The sequence below is a fragment of the Microbacterium sp. Z11_20 genome (assembly GCF_057197605.1).
The window spans coordinates 537453-550848 of record NZ_JBXVOQ010000001.1 but is presented as its reverse complement, the minus strand read 5'-3'; the positions used below and the strand labels follow the sequence as shown (position 1 = coordinate 550848).

14 protein-coding genes are annotated in these 13396 nt (G+C 70.9%); 4 read left to right on the top strand and 10 right to left on the bottom strand.

What is annotated here, in order from left to right; genetic code table 11:
* From AC2DFQ_RS02665 to pdhA, 4 genes are read right to left on the bottom strand one after another with little or no spacing between them, the layout of a single operon-like run.
* Complete coding sequence (locus tag AC2DFQ_RS02665; RefSeq protein WP_484532862.1) at window positions 1-1572, bottom strand: carboxyl transferase domain-containing protein; 1572 nt, start codon at window positions 1570-1572, stop codon at window positions 1-3.
* Complete coding sequence (locus tag AC2DFQ_RS02660) at window positions 1572-2945, bottom strand: dihydrolipoamide acetyltransferase family protein (protein WP_484509380.1); 1374 nt, start codon at window positions 2943-2945, stop codon at window positions 1572-1574. Before AC2DFQ_RS02660 ends, AC2DFQ_RS02665 begins: the two co-directional genes overlap by 1 nt.
* Window positions 2945-3952: an alpha-ketoacid dehydrogenase subunit beta gene (locus AC2DFQ_RS02655; protein ID WP_484532861.1), complete on the bottom strand. Its 1008-nt coding sequence runs from the start codon at window positions 3950-3952 to the stop codon at window positions 2945-2947. The genes AC2DFQ_RS02660 and AC2DFQ_RS02655 overlap by 1 nt, the downstream gene beginning before the upstream one ends.
* Window positions 3949-5073, bottom strand: coding sequence for a pyruvate dehydrogenase (acetyl-transferring) E1 component subunit alpha (gene pdhA / locus AC2DFQ_RS02650; RefSeq protein WP_484532860.1), 1125 nt, complete (start codon window positions 5071-5073; stop codon window positions 3949-3951). Before pdhA ends, AC2DFQ_RS02655 begins: the two co-directional genes overlap by 4 nt.
* A gap of 173 nt (window positions 5074-5246) precedes the next feature.
* Here pdhA and AC2DFQ_RS02645 point away from each other — a divergent pair, with 173 nt between their 5' ends.
* Entirely contained in the window at window positions 5247-5720 is a 474-nt protein-coding gene (locus tag AC2DFQ_RS02645; protein WP_484532859.1) for an Lrp/AsnC family transcriptional regulator, read from the top strand.
* On the opposite strand, the gene AC2DFQ_RS02640 is transcribed toward AC2DFQ_RS02645, so the two are convergent.
* A complete protein-coding gene (locus tag AC2DFQ_RS02640) occupies window positions 5692-6663 on the bottom strand; it encodes an EamA family transporter (RefSeq protein WP_484532858.1) in 972 nt (323 codons plus the stop codon). The genes AC2DFQ_RS02645 and AC2DFQ_RS02640 overlap by 29 nt on opposite strands.
* 70 nt (window positions 6664-6733) lie before the next feature.
* Between AC2DFQ_RS02640 and AC2DFQ_RS02635 the strand changes: the two genes are divergently transcribed.
* Window positions 6734-7297, top strand: coding sequence for a CGNR zinc finger domain-containing protein (locus AC2DFQ_RS02635; RefSeq protein ID WP_484532857.1), 564 nt, complete (start codon window positions 6734-6736; stop codon window positions 7295-7297).
* On the opposite strand, the gene AC2DFQ_RS02630 is transcribed toward AC2DFQ_RS02635, so the two are convergent.
* A complete protein-coding gene (locus tag AC2DFQ_RS02630) occupies window positions 7257-8150 on the bottom strand; it encodes an alpha/beta fold hydrolase (RefSeq protein ID WP_484532856.1) in 894 nt (297 codons plus the stop codon). The two genes, AC2DFQ_RS02635 and AC2DFQ_RS02630, sit on opposite strands and share 41 nt — an antisense overlap.
* An 84-nt stretch (window positions 8151-8234) precedes the next feature.
* Here AC2DFQ_RS02630 and AC2DFQ_RS02625 point away from each other — a divergent pair, with 84 nt between their 5' ends.
* Complete coding sequence (locus tag AC2DFQ_RS02625) at window positions 8235-8969, top strand: exonuclease domain-containing protein (protein WP_484532855.1); 735 nt, start codon at window positions 8235-8237, stop codon at window positions 8967-8969.
* A gap of 155 nt (window positions 8970-9124) precedes the next feature.
* Here AC2DFQ_RS02625 and AC2DFQ_RS02620 read toward each other — a convergent pair whose 3' ends face one another.
* From AC2DFQ_RS02620 to glgA, 3 genes are all read right to left on the bottom strand, one after another.
* Window positions 9125-9376 (bottom strand): type B 50S ribosomal protein L31, encoded by a 252-nt coding sequence (locus AC2DFQ_RS02620; protein WP_484509388.1) that lies wholly within the window; start codon window positions 9374-9376, stop codon window positions 9125-9127.
* Between the two features lie 105 nt (window positions 9377-9481).
* Window positions 9482-10267, bottom strand: a complete 786-nt coding sequence (locus AC2DFQ_RS02615) for an ABC transporter ATP-binding protein (RefSeq protein ID WP_484509389.1) — start codon at window positions 10265-10267, stop codon at window positions 9482-9484.
* Between the two features lie 9 nt (window positions 10268-10276).
* Window positions 10277-11470, bottom strand: a complete 1194-nt coding sequence (gene glgA, locus AC2DFQ_RS02610; protein ID WP_484532854.1) for a glycogen synthase — start codon at window positions 11468-11470, stop codon at window positions 10277-10279.
* 75 nt (window positions 11471-11545) lie between these two features.
* Here glgA and glgC point away from each other — a divergent pair, with 75 nt between their 5' ends.
* Complete coding sequence (gene glgC / locus AC2DFQ_RS02605) at window positions 11546-12790, top strand: glucose-1-phosphate adenylyltransferase (RefSeq protein ID WP_484532853.1); 1245 nt, start codon at window positions 11546-11548, stop codon at window positions 12788-12790.
* Between the two features lie 27 nt (window positions 12791-12817).
* On the opposite strand, the gene AC2DFQ_RS02600 is transcribed toward glgC, so the two are convergent.
* Window positions 12818-13291: an S-ribosylhomocysteine lyase gene (locus tag AC2DFQ_RS02600; RefSeq protein ID WP_484509392.1), complete on the bottom strand. Its 474-nt coding sequence runs from the start codon at window positions 13289-13291 to the stop codon at window positions 12818-12820.
* Window positions 13292-13396 lie beyond the last annotated feature (105 nt).

The window sequence follows — 13396 nt, the reverse complement described above, 5'->3', positions numbered from 1 at the left end:
TCACATCCGGAAGACGCCGAAGCGCGGGTCGGGAAGCGGGGAACGTGAGACGACCTCGAGGGCGAGGCCGATCACGGTGCGGGTGTCGGCGGGGTCGAGGATTCCGTCGTCCCACAGCCGCGCGGTGGCGTAGTACGGGTCGCCCTGCGCGTCGTAGCGCTCGCGGATCGGGGCGCGGAACGCCTCCTCGTCCTGGGCGGACCACTCCTGACCCCGCGCGTCGAGCTGATCGCGCTTGACCGTGCCCAGCACCGCGGCCGCCTGGGGCCCGCCCATCACGGAGATGCGAGCGGCCGGCCAGGTCCACAGGAATCGCGGGTCGTACGCCCTGCCGCACATCGCATAGTTGCCGGCCCCGAAGGATCCGCCGATGATGACGGTGAGCTTGGGCACGCGGGTCGTGGCGACGGCGGTGACCATCTTGGCCCCGTCCTTGGCGATGCCTCCCGCCTCGGCATCCTTCCCCACCATGAATCCGGAGATGTTCTGCAGGAACAGCAGCGGGATGCCCCGCTGGTCGCACAGTTCGATGAAGTGCGCGGTCTTCAGCGCCGATTCACTGAAGAGCACGCCGTTGTTCGCCACGATGCCCACAGGATGCCCGTGGATCCGCGCGAACGCGGTGACCACCGTGGTGGCGTACTCCCGCTTGAACTCGTGCACCGACCCGGCGTCCACGAGCCGGTCGAGGACGGCGTGGACGTCGTAGGGCTGGGCCACGTCGACCGGTACGACGTCGTAGAGGGTGGCGGGGTCGGCCACCGGCGGAACGGATGCGACAACCTCCCACGCTCGGGGAGGGGGCGGCGGAAGCGTCGCGACGATGTCGCGCACGATCTCCAGCGCGTGCTCGTCGCTCTCGGCCAGGTGGTCGACCACCCCGGAGCGGCGCGCGTGCACCTCACCTCCGCCGAGCTCTTCGGGCGTGACGGTCTCGCCGATCGCGGCCTTCACCAGGGGTGGTCCGCCGAGGAAGATCGTCCCCTGCCCCCGCACGATCACGCTCTCATCGCTCATGGCCGGGACGTACGCGCCCCCGGCCGTGCACGAGCCCAGGACGGCTGCGATCTGCGGGACGCCGGCGGCCGACAGATGCGCCTGGTTCCGGAAGATCCGGCCGAAGTGATCGCGGTCGGGGAACACCTCATCCTGCAGGGGCAGATACGCGCCGCCCGAATCGACGAGGTACACGCACGGGAGGCGGTTGTCGCGGGCGATCTCCTGCGCGCGCAGATGCTTCTTGACGGTGAGGGGGAAGTACGCGCCGCCCTTGACGGTCGCATCGTTGGCGACGACCATCACGAGCCGCCCGTGCACCAGCCCGATGCCCGCAATGACGCCGGCTGAGGGCGCATCGCCGTCGTACATTCCTTCCGCGGCGAGCGGCGCGACCTCGAGGAACGGGCTCCCCTCATCCAGCAGCCGATCCACCCGGTCGCGAGCGAGGAGTTTTCCGCGCGCGACGTGGCGCTCGCGGGAGCTCTCCGGTCCGCCCAGGGCGACCTCGGCGAGACGCCGACGGAGGCGTTCGGCCAGCTCGGCCTGCGTCGGGCCGGTATCGGTCGTGGTCATCAGCGCAGCAGCATCGCGCGGCCGGGGGCGCGGAGCACCCCGGCGACGTCGGTGAGGAAGCGGGCGGCTTCGACACCATCGGCGAGCCGGTGGTCGAAGGACAGGGTGAGGGTGACCACGTCGCGGAGGGCGACGGCGTCCTCGTGCTCCCATGGTCGACGCCGCACAGCGCCGACGGCCAGGATGCCGGCCTCCCCCGGGTTCAGGATCGGTGTTCCCCCGTCCACCCCGAAGACGCCCACGTTCGTGATCGTGAAGGTGCCGCCGGTCAGCTGCGCGGGTGAGAGCGTGCCGGCGCGGGCGGTGGTGACGATCTCCCCGATCGCGTCGGCGAGGTCGACCAGGCTCAGCGTCTCCGCATCCGGGAGGTTCGGCACGACCAGGCCGCGGTCGCTCGCGACGGCGATGCCCAGGTTGACGTAGGACGGCTGGAGGATCTCGCCGGCCTCCTCGTCCCAGCGCGAACCGAGCACGGGGGTACGCCCCAGTGCGAGGCAGACCGCCTTCGCGACCACCGTGAGGATGCCGATGCGATGCCCGTCCAGCGCGCGGTCGTGCGCCAGCTCGTCGAGGAGCCGCAGCGTCTCGGTGACGTCGATCGTCACGAACGTGGCCGCGTGCGGCGCCGTGAAGGCGCTTCGCACCATCGCGGCGGCCGTGTGCTTGCGGACGCCCCGGATCGGGATGCGGGTGACCCGCGTGTCGCCGACGGCCCCCGGTTGCCCGCCGCTCGGCAGAGGGCTTTGACCCGCGGGGAGAGGCCGGACCGCGGCCTCGACATCCGCCCGCGTGATGGGGCGATCCTCCACTCCGAGCGAGTCGAGGTCGACCCCCAGGCTCTTCGCGAGCCGGCGGACGGGAGGGGTCGACCGCGGGCGTTGCCGGTCGCCCTCGCCGCGGGTGGGAACCGGGTCCGGCGCGAGGGGTGCACGTCCGCGCCGGGCCCGGCGGTGCGGACGGGCACCGGAGCGTCCGACGGCGCCGTACCCGACGAGGGTCGCCTGCCGCGCGCCGGCGTTCTCCGGCGCGTCGCCGGGCGAGGCCGTCGGGGATTCCACCGCCGCGGGGGTGGCCTGCTCGACGGCGGGTGGGGCGGGCATCTCGGCGGCGGGACCCTCCGGCGACGCGTCATCCCCCGCGATCGCGAAGGTCACCAGCGGCGCACCGACCTCGATCGTGTCGCCGGGGTCGGCGTGGAGGCGATGCACGGCTCCCGCGTAGGGCGAGGGCAGTTCGACGACGGCCTTGGCCGTCTCCATCTCGGCGATGGTCTGGTTCAGCGCGACCTCCTCGCCCTCGGCGACGAGCCACTGCACCAGCTCGGCGTCGGTGAGGCCCTCGCCGAGGTCGGGGAGGCGGAATTCCTGAATCATCACCGCACGTCCTGCAGGTCGCGCGGGCGGTCGAGCACCCGGTCGACCGCGTCGAGGATGCGGTCGAGGTCGGGGAGATGGTGACGCTCGAGCTTCGCCGGCGGATACGGGATGTCGTGGCCCGTCACCCGCCGCGGGGCGGCTTCGAGGTAGTCGAAGCAGCGCTCGGTGATGCTGGCCACCAACTCCGCTCCGACCCCGGCCTCACGGGCCGCCTCGTGGCTGACCACGGCACGGCCGGTCTTGCGCACCGAGGCGGTGACGGTGCCGTAGTCCACCGGAGAGATCGAGCGCAGGTCGATCACCTCGATGGAGACGCCCTCGTCCTCCGCGGCGATCGCGGCGTCCAGTGCGACCGGCACCTGGGCGCCGTAGGTCACCAGGGTGACATCCGTGCCCTCCCGGACGACGCGCGCGAGCCCCATCGGGGGCTCATCGGCCAGATCGAGCTCGAGGTCGACCTCGCCCTTGGTGTGGTACAGCCGCTTGGGTTCGAAGAAGACCACCGGATCGTCGCTTGCGATGGCCTGGCGCAGCAGCACGTAGGCATCGCGCGGATCGGATGCGGCCACCACCCGCAGCCCCGCGGTGTGCACGAAGTACGCCTCCGGCGACTCCGAGTGATGCTCGGCGGCGCCGATGCCCCCGGCCCACGGGATGCGGATGGTGAGGGGCATCGTCACCGCGCCGCGGGTGCGGTAGTGGAGCTTGGCGACCTGGCAGACGATCTGGTCGAACGCCGGATAGACGAAACCGTCGAACTGGATCTCCACCACGGGCCGATAGCCGCGATAGGCCAGTCCCACGGCGGTGCCCATGATGCCCGCCTCGGCCAGGGGCGTGTCCACCACGCGCTCGGCGCCGAACCGATCGAGCAGGCCGTCGGTCACGCGGAAGACTCCGCCGAGCTTCCCGATGTCCTCGCCCATCACGAGCACCCGGGGGTCGTCCTCCATCGCAGAGCGCAGGCCCGCGTTCACGGCCTGCGCGAGAGTCAGCGTGGTCATGAGCCCACCTCCGTGTCGGCGAATCCGGCGAGGTACGCCTCGTAGTCGCGGCGCTGCTCGGCCAGCCCCGAGTGCGGCTCGGCGTACACCGTGTCGAGCACCTCCAGCGCCGGGCGCGTCCGTGCCCCGATGCAGGCCGCGCGCACCTCCGCGGCCAGCGCGTCGGCTGCCGCGGCGACCTCGGCCACGGCGGCATCGTCCAGGACGCCCTCGGCGCGCAGGTACGCCTCGAAGCGGGTGATCGGATCGCGTCGCGCCCACGCCTCCACCTCGGCCGCGTCGCGGTACCGCGTGGGGTCGTCGGCGGTGGTGTGCGGTCCCATCCGGTAGGTCACCGCCTCGATGAACGTCGGCCCGTCGCCTCGGCGGGCGCGCTCGCGCGCCCAGGTCATCGCTGCGTAGCAGGCCAGAACGTCGTTGCCGTCCACCCGCACGCTCGGAACGCCGAATCCGGGGGCGCGCGCTGCCAGCGGCACCCGGGACTGCACGTCGACCGGTTCGGAGATGGCCCACTGATTGTTCGAGCACACGAACACCACCGGCGCCTGGTACGACGCGGAGAACACCAGCGCCTCGCTGACGTCGCCCTGGCTGGTCGCGCCGTCGCCGAAGTAAGCGACGGCGATCTCATCGGCCCGGTCGCGCTGGATCCCCATCGCGTAGCCGGTGGCGTGCAGCGAGTGCGCGCCGATGATGATCTGCATCGGGGCCATGCGGAGCCGCACGGTGTCGTAGGCGGCGTGGGCCTCGCCGCGCCACGCCAGGATGAACTCCGACGGCCGTCCGCCGCGGGCCAGGAGGACGCCGGTCTCCCGGTAGCTGGGGAAGATCATGTCGGTGCCGGCCAGGGCGTGCGTCGTGCCCACCTGCACGGCCTCCTGGCCGCGGGCCGGGGGCCACAGGCCGAGCTGGCCCTGTCGTTGCAGGGCGAAGCCCTCGGCATCGACGCGGCGAGTGAAGACCATGTCGCGGTAAAGGGTGCGCAGGAGCGCCGGATCGGGATCCCCCAGCCACGGGTCCAAGGCGGGGTCGGGCACACGCTGGCCGTGGGGGGTGAGCAGCCGCACCGCGTCGTCCCCAGTCAGGGCGAGGTCGGCGGCAGGGGTAGGAGCGGGCACCATTGTCAGTCCTCCAGGTCGGCCCTCGGCCCTCGTGGGGCCGGGGAGCGTCCGGCGCCGGCAGCGTCGCCGAACACCGCGACCATACGTCCGCCGCGCACCTAGCTCAAGGCTCCCGCGCAGTATTGAGCAGGTTGCGCTACTTCGCCGGTTCTTGGCTGCTAGGGTTGCGCATCATGTCTCATCTGGATGCTGTCGACCTCGACCTCCTCCGCGCCCTCGCGGATGACCCGCGCGCCACGGTCGTCGCCCTGGCCGATCGCCTGGGCATGTCGCGCAACACGGTTCAGGCGCGCATGGCCCGTCTGGAGCGGACCGAGGTGCTGCTGTCGTACGAGCGCGCTCTCTCCCCCGCCGCCATGGGCTTTCCGATCGAGGCGTTCATCCACGTGACCGTGCGACAGGCCGAACTCCCCCGCATCCGCGCCGAACTCGAGCAGATCCCCGAGATCCTCCAGGCGCACGGCATGAGCGGACAGATCGATCTCGTGGCCCGCGTGGCGTGCCGCGACACCCAGCATCTGTTCGACGTCGATGCGCGGATCCTTGCGGTCGACGGGGTCGAGCGCACCGAGACCTCCCTCGTGATGCGGGAGATCATCCCCTATCGCGTCGGCCCGCTCATGGAGCTGGCACGGCGGGAGCGGTAGCGACCTCCCGCGGGACGGCTGCCGGGTCGGCCCGGACGAGGACGACGCCGGCGAGGATCAGGACTCCGCCGGCTGCTTGGACGAGCGAGGGGGCTTCGCCCAGCAGCATCCACGCGAAGATCATCGCGAAGAGCACCTCGGTCAATCCCACGAACGAGGCCAGCCGTGCCCCGATGCGCGGCACGGCGAGGATGCCGAGGCCGTAGCCGAACGCCGTCGCCACGAGGGCGACCCACGCGATCGAGACGAACCACGGCATGCTCGCACCCAGGACATCGGTGGTCACGGCCGGCGCGACGAAGGGCAGGACGCCGACCAGGCACAGCACGCCCGTCAGCACGGCGCCCACGAACAACCCACCGGCTGCCAGAGCGACCGGCGGCATCGCCGCGGTGGTGCGCTCGGCGAGGGCGAAGTACGCCGCCAGGCACACCGCGGCGCCGAGGGCCAGCAGCATCCCGATCGGATCGAATGCCGCGCCGGTGAGGTCGATCACGAAGACGAGTCCGACCACGGCCACCGCCGTGCCGCCCAGCACGAGAGCGGACGGGCGCCGATGCGTGCGCATCCACACCCAGGCCACCAGGAGGACGGGGGCGATGTACTGCACGAGCAGGGCGATGGCCACCGGCATCCGCTGCATCGCGGAGAAGAAGAACAGCTGGCAGCCCGCGACGCCGGTCAGGCCGAAGCCGACGATGAGCGCCCCGTGCCGCCGCACGATGCTGCGGTCGCGGACGAACGCCCGGATCAGCCACGGGGAGAGCAGGAGGGCAGCGCCCCCCATGCGCAGGAGGAGCGCGGCACCCACCGACCACCCCGCCTCCAGGAGCGGCTTGACCACCGGACCGCTCGAGGCGAACCCCAGGGCCGAGGCGAGTCCGATGACCACGCCGGCGGTACGCGACGTGACGGCGAGCGGGTGTGCGATCGTCGCGGTCATGCGGTCACCTGTCAGGAGTGTTCGGTCGGTACACTTGTGACACTACGGCAGGCGAACGTCAGGAGTCAACGTGGTATTCATCCATGACACGCAGATGTCGCTCACGGCGGCAGTCCTCCTTGTCAACACGCTCCCCGACACCTCGTCCGCGGGGGTGGACGCCCTGACGACGGTGGACGATCTCAACCGGTTCCTCCACGGGCAGCCCTACAGCGGCCGGATCGACCGGGACGCCGAGGAGCTCGCGCAGGTACGCGGCATCCGCACCCGGCTGCACGAGCTGTGGCAGGTCGACCGCGACGGGGCGGTACCGCTGGTGAACGCGATGCTCGTCGATGGCCGGGCCCTCCCCCAGCTCGTGACCCACGACGGAGTCGAGGAGTGGCACATCCATGCCACCGACGGCGACGCTCCTCTGCACACCCGCATCCTCGTCGAGACCGCGATGGCCTTCATCGACGTCATCCGCGCCGACGAGTACGGGCGGGTGCGCGTGTGCTCCGCGGACGACTGCCGCTCGGTCTACATCGACTACTCGCGCAACGGGTCCAAGCGCTACTGCGACACGGGCAACTGCGGCAACCGCATGAACGTCAACGCGTATCGGCGCCGGAAGGCTCGAGAAAGCGCCTGATGGCGTCGGCGGCCTGCGCGGGCGTCTCGTAGTGGATGAGGTGTCCCACGTCGGCGATCTCGACCAGCTCCGCACGCGGGAAGAGCGTGGCCAGCCGCCGCTCCGCCTCGATCGGGGTGATGTCGTCGCGGACGGCGGCGACCAGAAGCACCGGCTGAATGATGCGCGGCGCGAATTCGCGCACGTCGTGCGACACCGATGTGAGGAACGCCTGGTGCAGCACATCGCGGTCGGAGAACCGGGAGAAGTAGAGGTCGTGCTGCTCGTGCACGAAGCGGCGGAGGCTCCGGTCCTTCGTCTTGGCCATGGCGAGGCTCATGACACGCACGATGACGCGGTTGCGCAGGAGCGCCTCGCCGATCCGGCGAGGGAGGCGCGCACCGGCCCAGTAGTAGAAGACCGCCAGCCGCGTGAGGACGCCGCGGGGTCCTTCCAGCGCCGGAGCGCCGATGGGGTTCACCAGCACCAGAGCGGGGGTGCCGAGACCGCCGGCCACGGCTGCCGCCGACACGATCGAGCCGAACGAATGCCCGAGGATGACGGCCCCCGGGGCGACCGCGCCCGCGAAGGCGGCGAGCCACTCCGCGTACAGCGCGAGGTCGTGTCTCCGGCCGGGGATCGGGGCTGTCTCGCCGAACCCGGGGAGGTCGGGTGAGAGGACGCGGACGCCGGGCAGGTGCGCGATCACCGGCTCCAGGCCGTGGTGCTCGCCGCGGAAGCCGTGCACGGCGATCACGGTGGTCACCGCATCCGCATCGCCGTAGGTCCAGTACGCCGTCGTTCCGCCGAGCACCTCCGCCTCGCGCCGCTCGACGGCGACGCGGGACAGCAGCGGGGCGTAGGGATTCGGCATCCCTCGAGTCTACGGAGTGCGGCCTTGCGGGCCCGTCCGTGCGCCTCTCCGGCGATGTCGGATGCCGCGCATAGCGTGTGGGGCATGCACCGCACGGAGCGACCCGAGCCGCTTCCGCTGTTCCAGGCCCCGGAGTGGACGCGCGTCATCGGGGTGTTCGACCTCGAGACCACCGGTGTGGACGTGGCGCGCGACCGCATCGTCACCGCGCACGTCGGGGTGCTCGACGCCGACGGCGCGGTGCTGACCGCCCGCGACTGGCTCGCCGACCCGGGGGTCGCGATCCCCGACGGCGCCGCCGCCATCCACGGCATCTCCACCGAGCACGCCCGCACGCACGGGCGCGATGCCGCGGCCGTGGTCGCCGAGGTGGTCGAAGCCCTTGCAGGAGTGTTCGCCGCGGGCATCCCTGTCGTCGCCTACAACGCGCCGTACGACTTCTCCCTCCTCAAGCACGAGACGCTCCGCCACGGGGTGACCCCGCTGGCGTCGCCCTCGCCCGTCATCGACCCGCTCGTGGTCGACAAGCGGTACGACCGCTACCGGCGCGGCAAGCGGCCGCTCTCGGTGGTCGCAGAGCACTACGCCGTCCGCCTGGACGGCGCCCACGAGGCATCCGCCGACGCCGTCGCGGCCGGCCGGGTGGCGCTCGCCCTGGCCGAGCGGTTCGCCGCGTGGCTGCCCCCCACGCTCGAGGAGCTGCACACGCGGCAGATCGGGTGGGCGCGATCGCAGGCCGAGAGCCTCACGGAGTACTTCGTGCAGATCGGCCGCCTAGACCCCGACGACAGCCTCGACGGCCGCTGGCCCATCCGCTGACCCCTCCCGTCCCGTCCGTCCCCCGTCCCCCGCCGAGAAACGACGATCCGGACGAGAAACGGCGCGGCGCGGCGTTTCTCGTCCGGGATGTTGTTTCTCGATGCGGGCGGGAACGACGAAGGCCCCGCCGAAGCGGGGCCTTCGAGGAGCGGAGCTTACTTGCCGCCGAAGTTCTTGAAGCGCTGGTTGAACTTCTCGACGCGACCGGCCGAGTCCATGATGCGCTGCTTGCCCGTGTAGAACGGGTGCGAGGCGGAGGAGATCTCCACGTCGATGACGGGGTACTCGACGCCGTCCAGCTCGATGGTCTTGGCGCTCGACACGGTCGAACGGGTGAGGAACGTCTCGCCCGAGCCGAGGTCGCGGAACACGACGGCGCGGTACTCGGGGTGGGTGTCAGTCTTCATGCGGAATCCTTGCGGTTGGGCGTGGTCCATCAGGACCGGGAAAGTCTGCAGTGCCTGCGGCACCAACCACCTACTCTACCAGCCCCGGCTCGGGGGCTGGAACAGTCAGGATGCGGCGCGCGCGGCGTAGCGACCGCCGTCTTCGTTCAGCACGATCCGGGTGCCGAAGGTGGCGGTGAGGTTCTCCGCCGTGAGCGCCGAGGGGATCGGGCCCGCCGCGACGACAGCGCCGTCGCGCAGCAGCAGGACGTGGGTGAATCCGACCGGGATCTCCTCGACATGGTGGGTGACCATCACCATCGCCGGCGTGGTCGGCGCCTGCGCGTAGCCGGCCAGAAGGGTGAGAAGTTCTTCGCGGGCGCCCAGATCGAGGCTGGCGGTCGGCTCGTCCAACAGCAGCAGTTCGGGGTCGGTCATCACGGCGCGTGCGATCTGCACGCGCTTCTGCTCGCCGTCCGACAGCGTTCCGAACGTGCGATCGGCGAGGTGATCCAGGCGCCACTCGCTCAGCACGCGCAGCGCGCGCCGCTCGTCGATGTCCTCGTACTCCTCGCGCCAGCGACCCATCACCGAGTACGCGGCGGTGAGCACCACGTCCAGCACCGTCTCCTCCGGCGGCACGCGGCGCGCCATCGCGGAGGAGGCGAAGCCGATGCGCGGACGCAGCTCGAACACGTCGGTGCGCCCGAGCCGCTCGCCGAGGATCGTCACCGTTCCCGACGTGGGGTGAATCAGGGTGTCGGCGAGCTGGAGCACCGTGGTCTTCCCGGCGCCGTTGGGTCCGAGGATCACCCAGCGTTCGTCGTCGGATACCGTCCAGTCCAGGTGCGCGACGATGTCGCGGGCGTTCCGGCGGACGACGACGTCGGAGAACTCCAGGACCTCAGGCATGCGCCCAGCCTATCGGCCGGTGCCGGCCAGACCGGCGTACAGCGCGGCCGTCTGCTCGGCGATCCGCGCCCAGCTGAACTCCTCCGCGGCGCGCCGGCGCCCCGCCTGGCCGTACTCGGCCGCGCGCGCCGGATCGGTCACGACCTCCGTCAGCACGCGCGCGAGGTCGTCGACGAAGCGCTGCGGATCGACCGGGGTCCCCGTGCCGTCCTGGACCTGCTCGATGGGGACGAGGCGTCCGGTGACCCCGTCGGCGACGACCTCGGGGATGCCGCCGGTCGCGGTGCCCACGACGGCGGCGCCGCACGCCATGGCCTCGAGGTTCACGATGCCCAGCGGTTCGTACACCGACGGGCACACGAACGTCGTGGCTGCGGTCAGGATCGCCGAGAGCTCGGTGCGCGGGAGGAGCCGGTCGATCCAGACGACCCCCTCGCGGGTGGCCTGGAGCCCGCGGACGAGCTCCTGTACCTCGGCGAGGATCTGCGGGGTGTCCGGCGCCCCGGCGCAGAGCACCAGCTGCACCTCCGGTGGCAGCTGCTCGGCCGCGCGCAGGAGGTACGGGAGGCCCTTCTGCCGCGTGATGCGCCCGACGAACACCACCGAGGGGCGGGCGGGATCGATTCCGGCTTCCGCGAGGAACGCCGCATCCTCCACCGGATGCCACGCCTCGGTGTCGATGCCGTTGTAGATCACGTGCACCTTGGCGGGATCGAGCGCGGGGTAACTCCGCAGGATGTCGGTGCGCATCCCCTCGCTCACCGCGACGATGGCGGCGGCGCCCTCGTAGGCGGTCTTCTCGATGTAGCTGGAGACGGCGTAGCCGCCGCCGAGCTGCTCGGCCTTCCACGGCCGCAGCGGCTCCAGGCTGTGCGCAGTGACCACGTGCGGGATGCCATGGAGGAGGGAGGCGAGGTGGCCGGCGAAGTTCGCGTACCAGGTGTGGCTGTGCACGACGTCCGCCCCGGCGACATCAGCGACGATCTCGAGATCGGTGCCCAGGGTCTGGATCGCACCGTTGGCCGTAGCCAGCTCGGCCGGAACCGCGTAGGCGCTCGTGCCCTCCTCGTCACGCGCGGCACCGAAGGCGCGGACGCGCACCTCGATGGAGAGACGCAGCGCGCGCACCAGCTCCGTCACGTGCACACCGGCCCCGCCATAGATCTCGGGGGGGTATTCCTTGGTCACGATGTCGACGCGCATGAGGGAACGGTAGTACAGGTGTCAAGGGCGCGTGGGCGGGTGGTTCCCTCGCAGCACGCACCCTAGGGTTGGTTCATGCCAGCAGCGCCGAAGGTCTTCGGAATCATCCTCGCCGGGGGCGAGGGAAAGCGACTCATGCCCCTCACGGCCGACCGGGCCAAGCCCGCGGTGCCCTTCGGCGGACAGTATCGGCTCATCGACTTCGCGATCTCGAACCTGATCAATTCCGGTTTGCAGCAGCTGGTGGTGCTCACCCAGTACAAGTCGCACAGCCTCGACCGGCACATCTCGCAGACGTGGCGGATGTCGCCGATGCTCGGCTCGTATGTCGCGTCGGTGCCGGCGCAGCAGCGCCTGGGTAAGCGGTGGTTCTCCGGCTCGGCCGACGCCATCCTGCAGAGCCTGAACCTCCTGAACGACGAGAAGCCCGACATCGTCATGGTGATCGGCGCCGACCACGTGTACCGCATGGACTTCGGTCAGATGCTGGAGGCGCACATCGCATCCGGCGCGCGCGCGACGGTCGCCGGCATCCGCCAGCCGATCTCCCTGGCGAACCAGTTCGGCGTGATCGACGTCGATCCCAAGGACAACATCCGCATCCGCGACTTCCTGGAGAAGCCCCAGAATCCGACGGGGCTCTCGGATGCTCCGCACGAGGTGCTCGCGTCGATGGGCAACTACATCTTCGACGCCGATGCCCTCATCGAGGCCGTGCAGGTGGACGGCGAATCCCCCACGTCCAACCACGACATGGGCGGGGACATCGTCCCCTACTTCGTCGAGCGAGGCGAAGCCGCCGTGTACGACTTCAAGCGCAACGACGTGCCCGGTTCGACCCCGCGCGACCGCGCCTACTGGCGCGACGTGGGAACGATCGACTCGTTCTACGACGCGCACGCCGACCTGATCGCGACGCTGCCGATCTTCAACCTGTACAACACCGCGTGGCCGATCTTCTCGCAGACCGTCAATTCGCCGCCGGCGAAGTTCGTGCGCGACTCGGTGGGCCGCATCGGCAATGCGATCGACTCGATCGTGTCGCTCGGTTCGGTGCTGTCCGGCACGCATCTCGAGCGCAGCGTCGTGGGCCCGTGGACCCTCGCCGGCGGCGGATCGACGATCACCGATTCCGTGCTGTTCGACCACGTGCACGTGGGAGCGGGGGCGCGGGTGCACCGCGCGATCCTCGACAAGAACGTCATGCTCGCCGACGGTGCCACCGTCGGGGTGGACCGGGAGCGCGACATCGCGCGCGGCTTCACCGTCACCGACACCGGCATCACCGTCGTCGGCAAGGGCGTCCGCGTCGACGCCTGACCACTCGGATCGGATGCGGGGGGCGGGTCAGACGCCGACGCGCTGGAACGCGTCGAGGCTGATGCCCTGCTCGAGGATGAGCTTCGACCACTCGCGGGCGGTGTGGAGGCTGTGGTCACGGTAGTTTCCGCAGCTGAACGCGTCGACGCCGGGGATGTCGGCCTCCGTCGCCTCCTCGGCGATGAACCGCAGGCTATCGCGCAAGGCCGCGACGAGCTCCGGCAGGGGCGGTTCGCCCCACGCGATGAGGTGGAACCCGGTGCGGCAGCCGAACGGGGAGATGTCGATGAGACCCTCCATCCGGTCGCGCAGGAGGCTGGCGAGCATGTGCTCGATCGTGTGGATACCGGCGGTGGGGATCTCCCCCTCGTTGGGCTGGACGAAGCGCACGTCGAAGTTCGAGATGACGTCGCCGCGCAGGCCCTGCTCCGTGCCGATGAGACGGACGTAGGGCGCCTTCACGGCGGTGTGGTCCAGGGTGAAGCTCTCGACGTCGGCCATGGCGGATTCTCCTCGGGTGGCGAAGCGGGCGTCGCGCGCGCGACCTTCCGAGCCTACGACGGCCGGGCAGTCGCCGGCTCCCGGATGACGCCGTGAGGCACGCTA

What these genes read in the sequence shown, in the direction of transcription:
- AC2DFQ_RS02665 (WP_484532862.1), bottom strand. Translation starts at nt 1,572, where the DNA reads ATGACCACGACCGATACCGGCCCGACGCAGGCCGAGCTGGCCGAACGC.
- AC2DFQ_RS02660 (WP_484509380.1), bottom strand. Translation starts at nt 2,945, where the DNA reads ATGATTCAGGAATTCCGCCTCCCCGACCTCGGCGAGGGCCTCACCGAC.
- AC2DFQ_RS02655 (WP_484532861.1), bottom strand. Translation starts at nt 3,952, where the DNA reads ATGACCACGCTGACTCTCGCGCAGGCCGTGAACGCGGGCCTGCGCTCT.
- pdhA (WP_484532860.1), bottom strand. Translation starts at nt 5,073, where the DNA reads ATGGTGCCCGCTCCTACCCCTGCCGCCGACCTCGCCCTGACTGGGGAC.
- AC2DFQ_RS02645 (WP_484532859.1), top strand. Translation starts at nt 5,247, where the DNA reads ATGTCTCATCTGGATGCTGTCGACCTCGACCTCCTCCGCGCCCTCGCG.
- AC2DFQ_RS02640 (WP_484532858.1), bottom strand. Translation starts at nt 6,663, where the DNA reads ATGACCGCGACGATCGCACACCCGCTCGCCGTCACGTCGCGTACCGCC.
- AC2DFQ_RS02630 (WP_484532856.1), bottom strand. Translation starts at nt 8,150, where the DNA reads ATGCCGAATCCCTACGCCCCGCTGCTGTCCCGCGTCGCCGTCGAGCGG.
- AC2DFQ_RS02625 (WP_484532855.1), top strand. Translation starts at nt 8,235, where the DNA reads ATGCACCGCACGGAGCGACCCGAGCCGCTTCCGCTGTTCCAGGCCCCG.
- AC2DFQ_RS02620 (WP_484509388.1), bottom strand. Translation starts at nt 9,376, where the DNA reads ATGAAGACTGACACCCACCCCGAGTACCGCGCCGTCGTGTTCCGCGAC.
- AC2DFQ_RS02615 (WP_484509389.1), bottom strand. Translation starts at nt 10,267, where the DNA reads ATGCCTGAGGTCCTGGAGTTCTCCGACGTCGTCGTCCGCCGGAACGCC.
- glgA (WP_484532854.1), bottom strand. Translation starts at nt 11,470, where the DNA reads ATGCGCGTCGACATCGTGACCAAGGAATACCCCCCCGAGATCTATGGC.
- glgC (WP_484532853.1), top strand. Translation starts at nt 11,546, where the DNA reads ATGCCAGCAGCGCCGAAGGTCTTCGGAATCATCCTCGCCGGGGGCGAG.
- AC2DFQ_RS02600 (WP_484509392.1), bottom strand. Translation starts at nt 13,291, where the DNA reads ATGGCCGACGTCGAGAGCTTCACCCTGGACCACACCGCCGTGAAGGCG.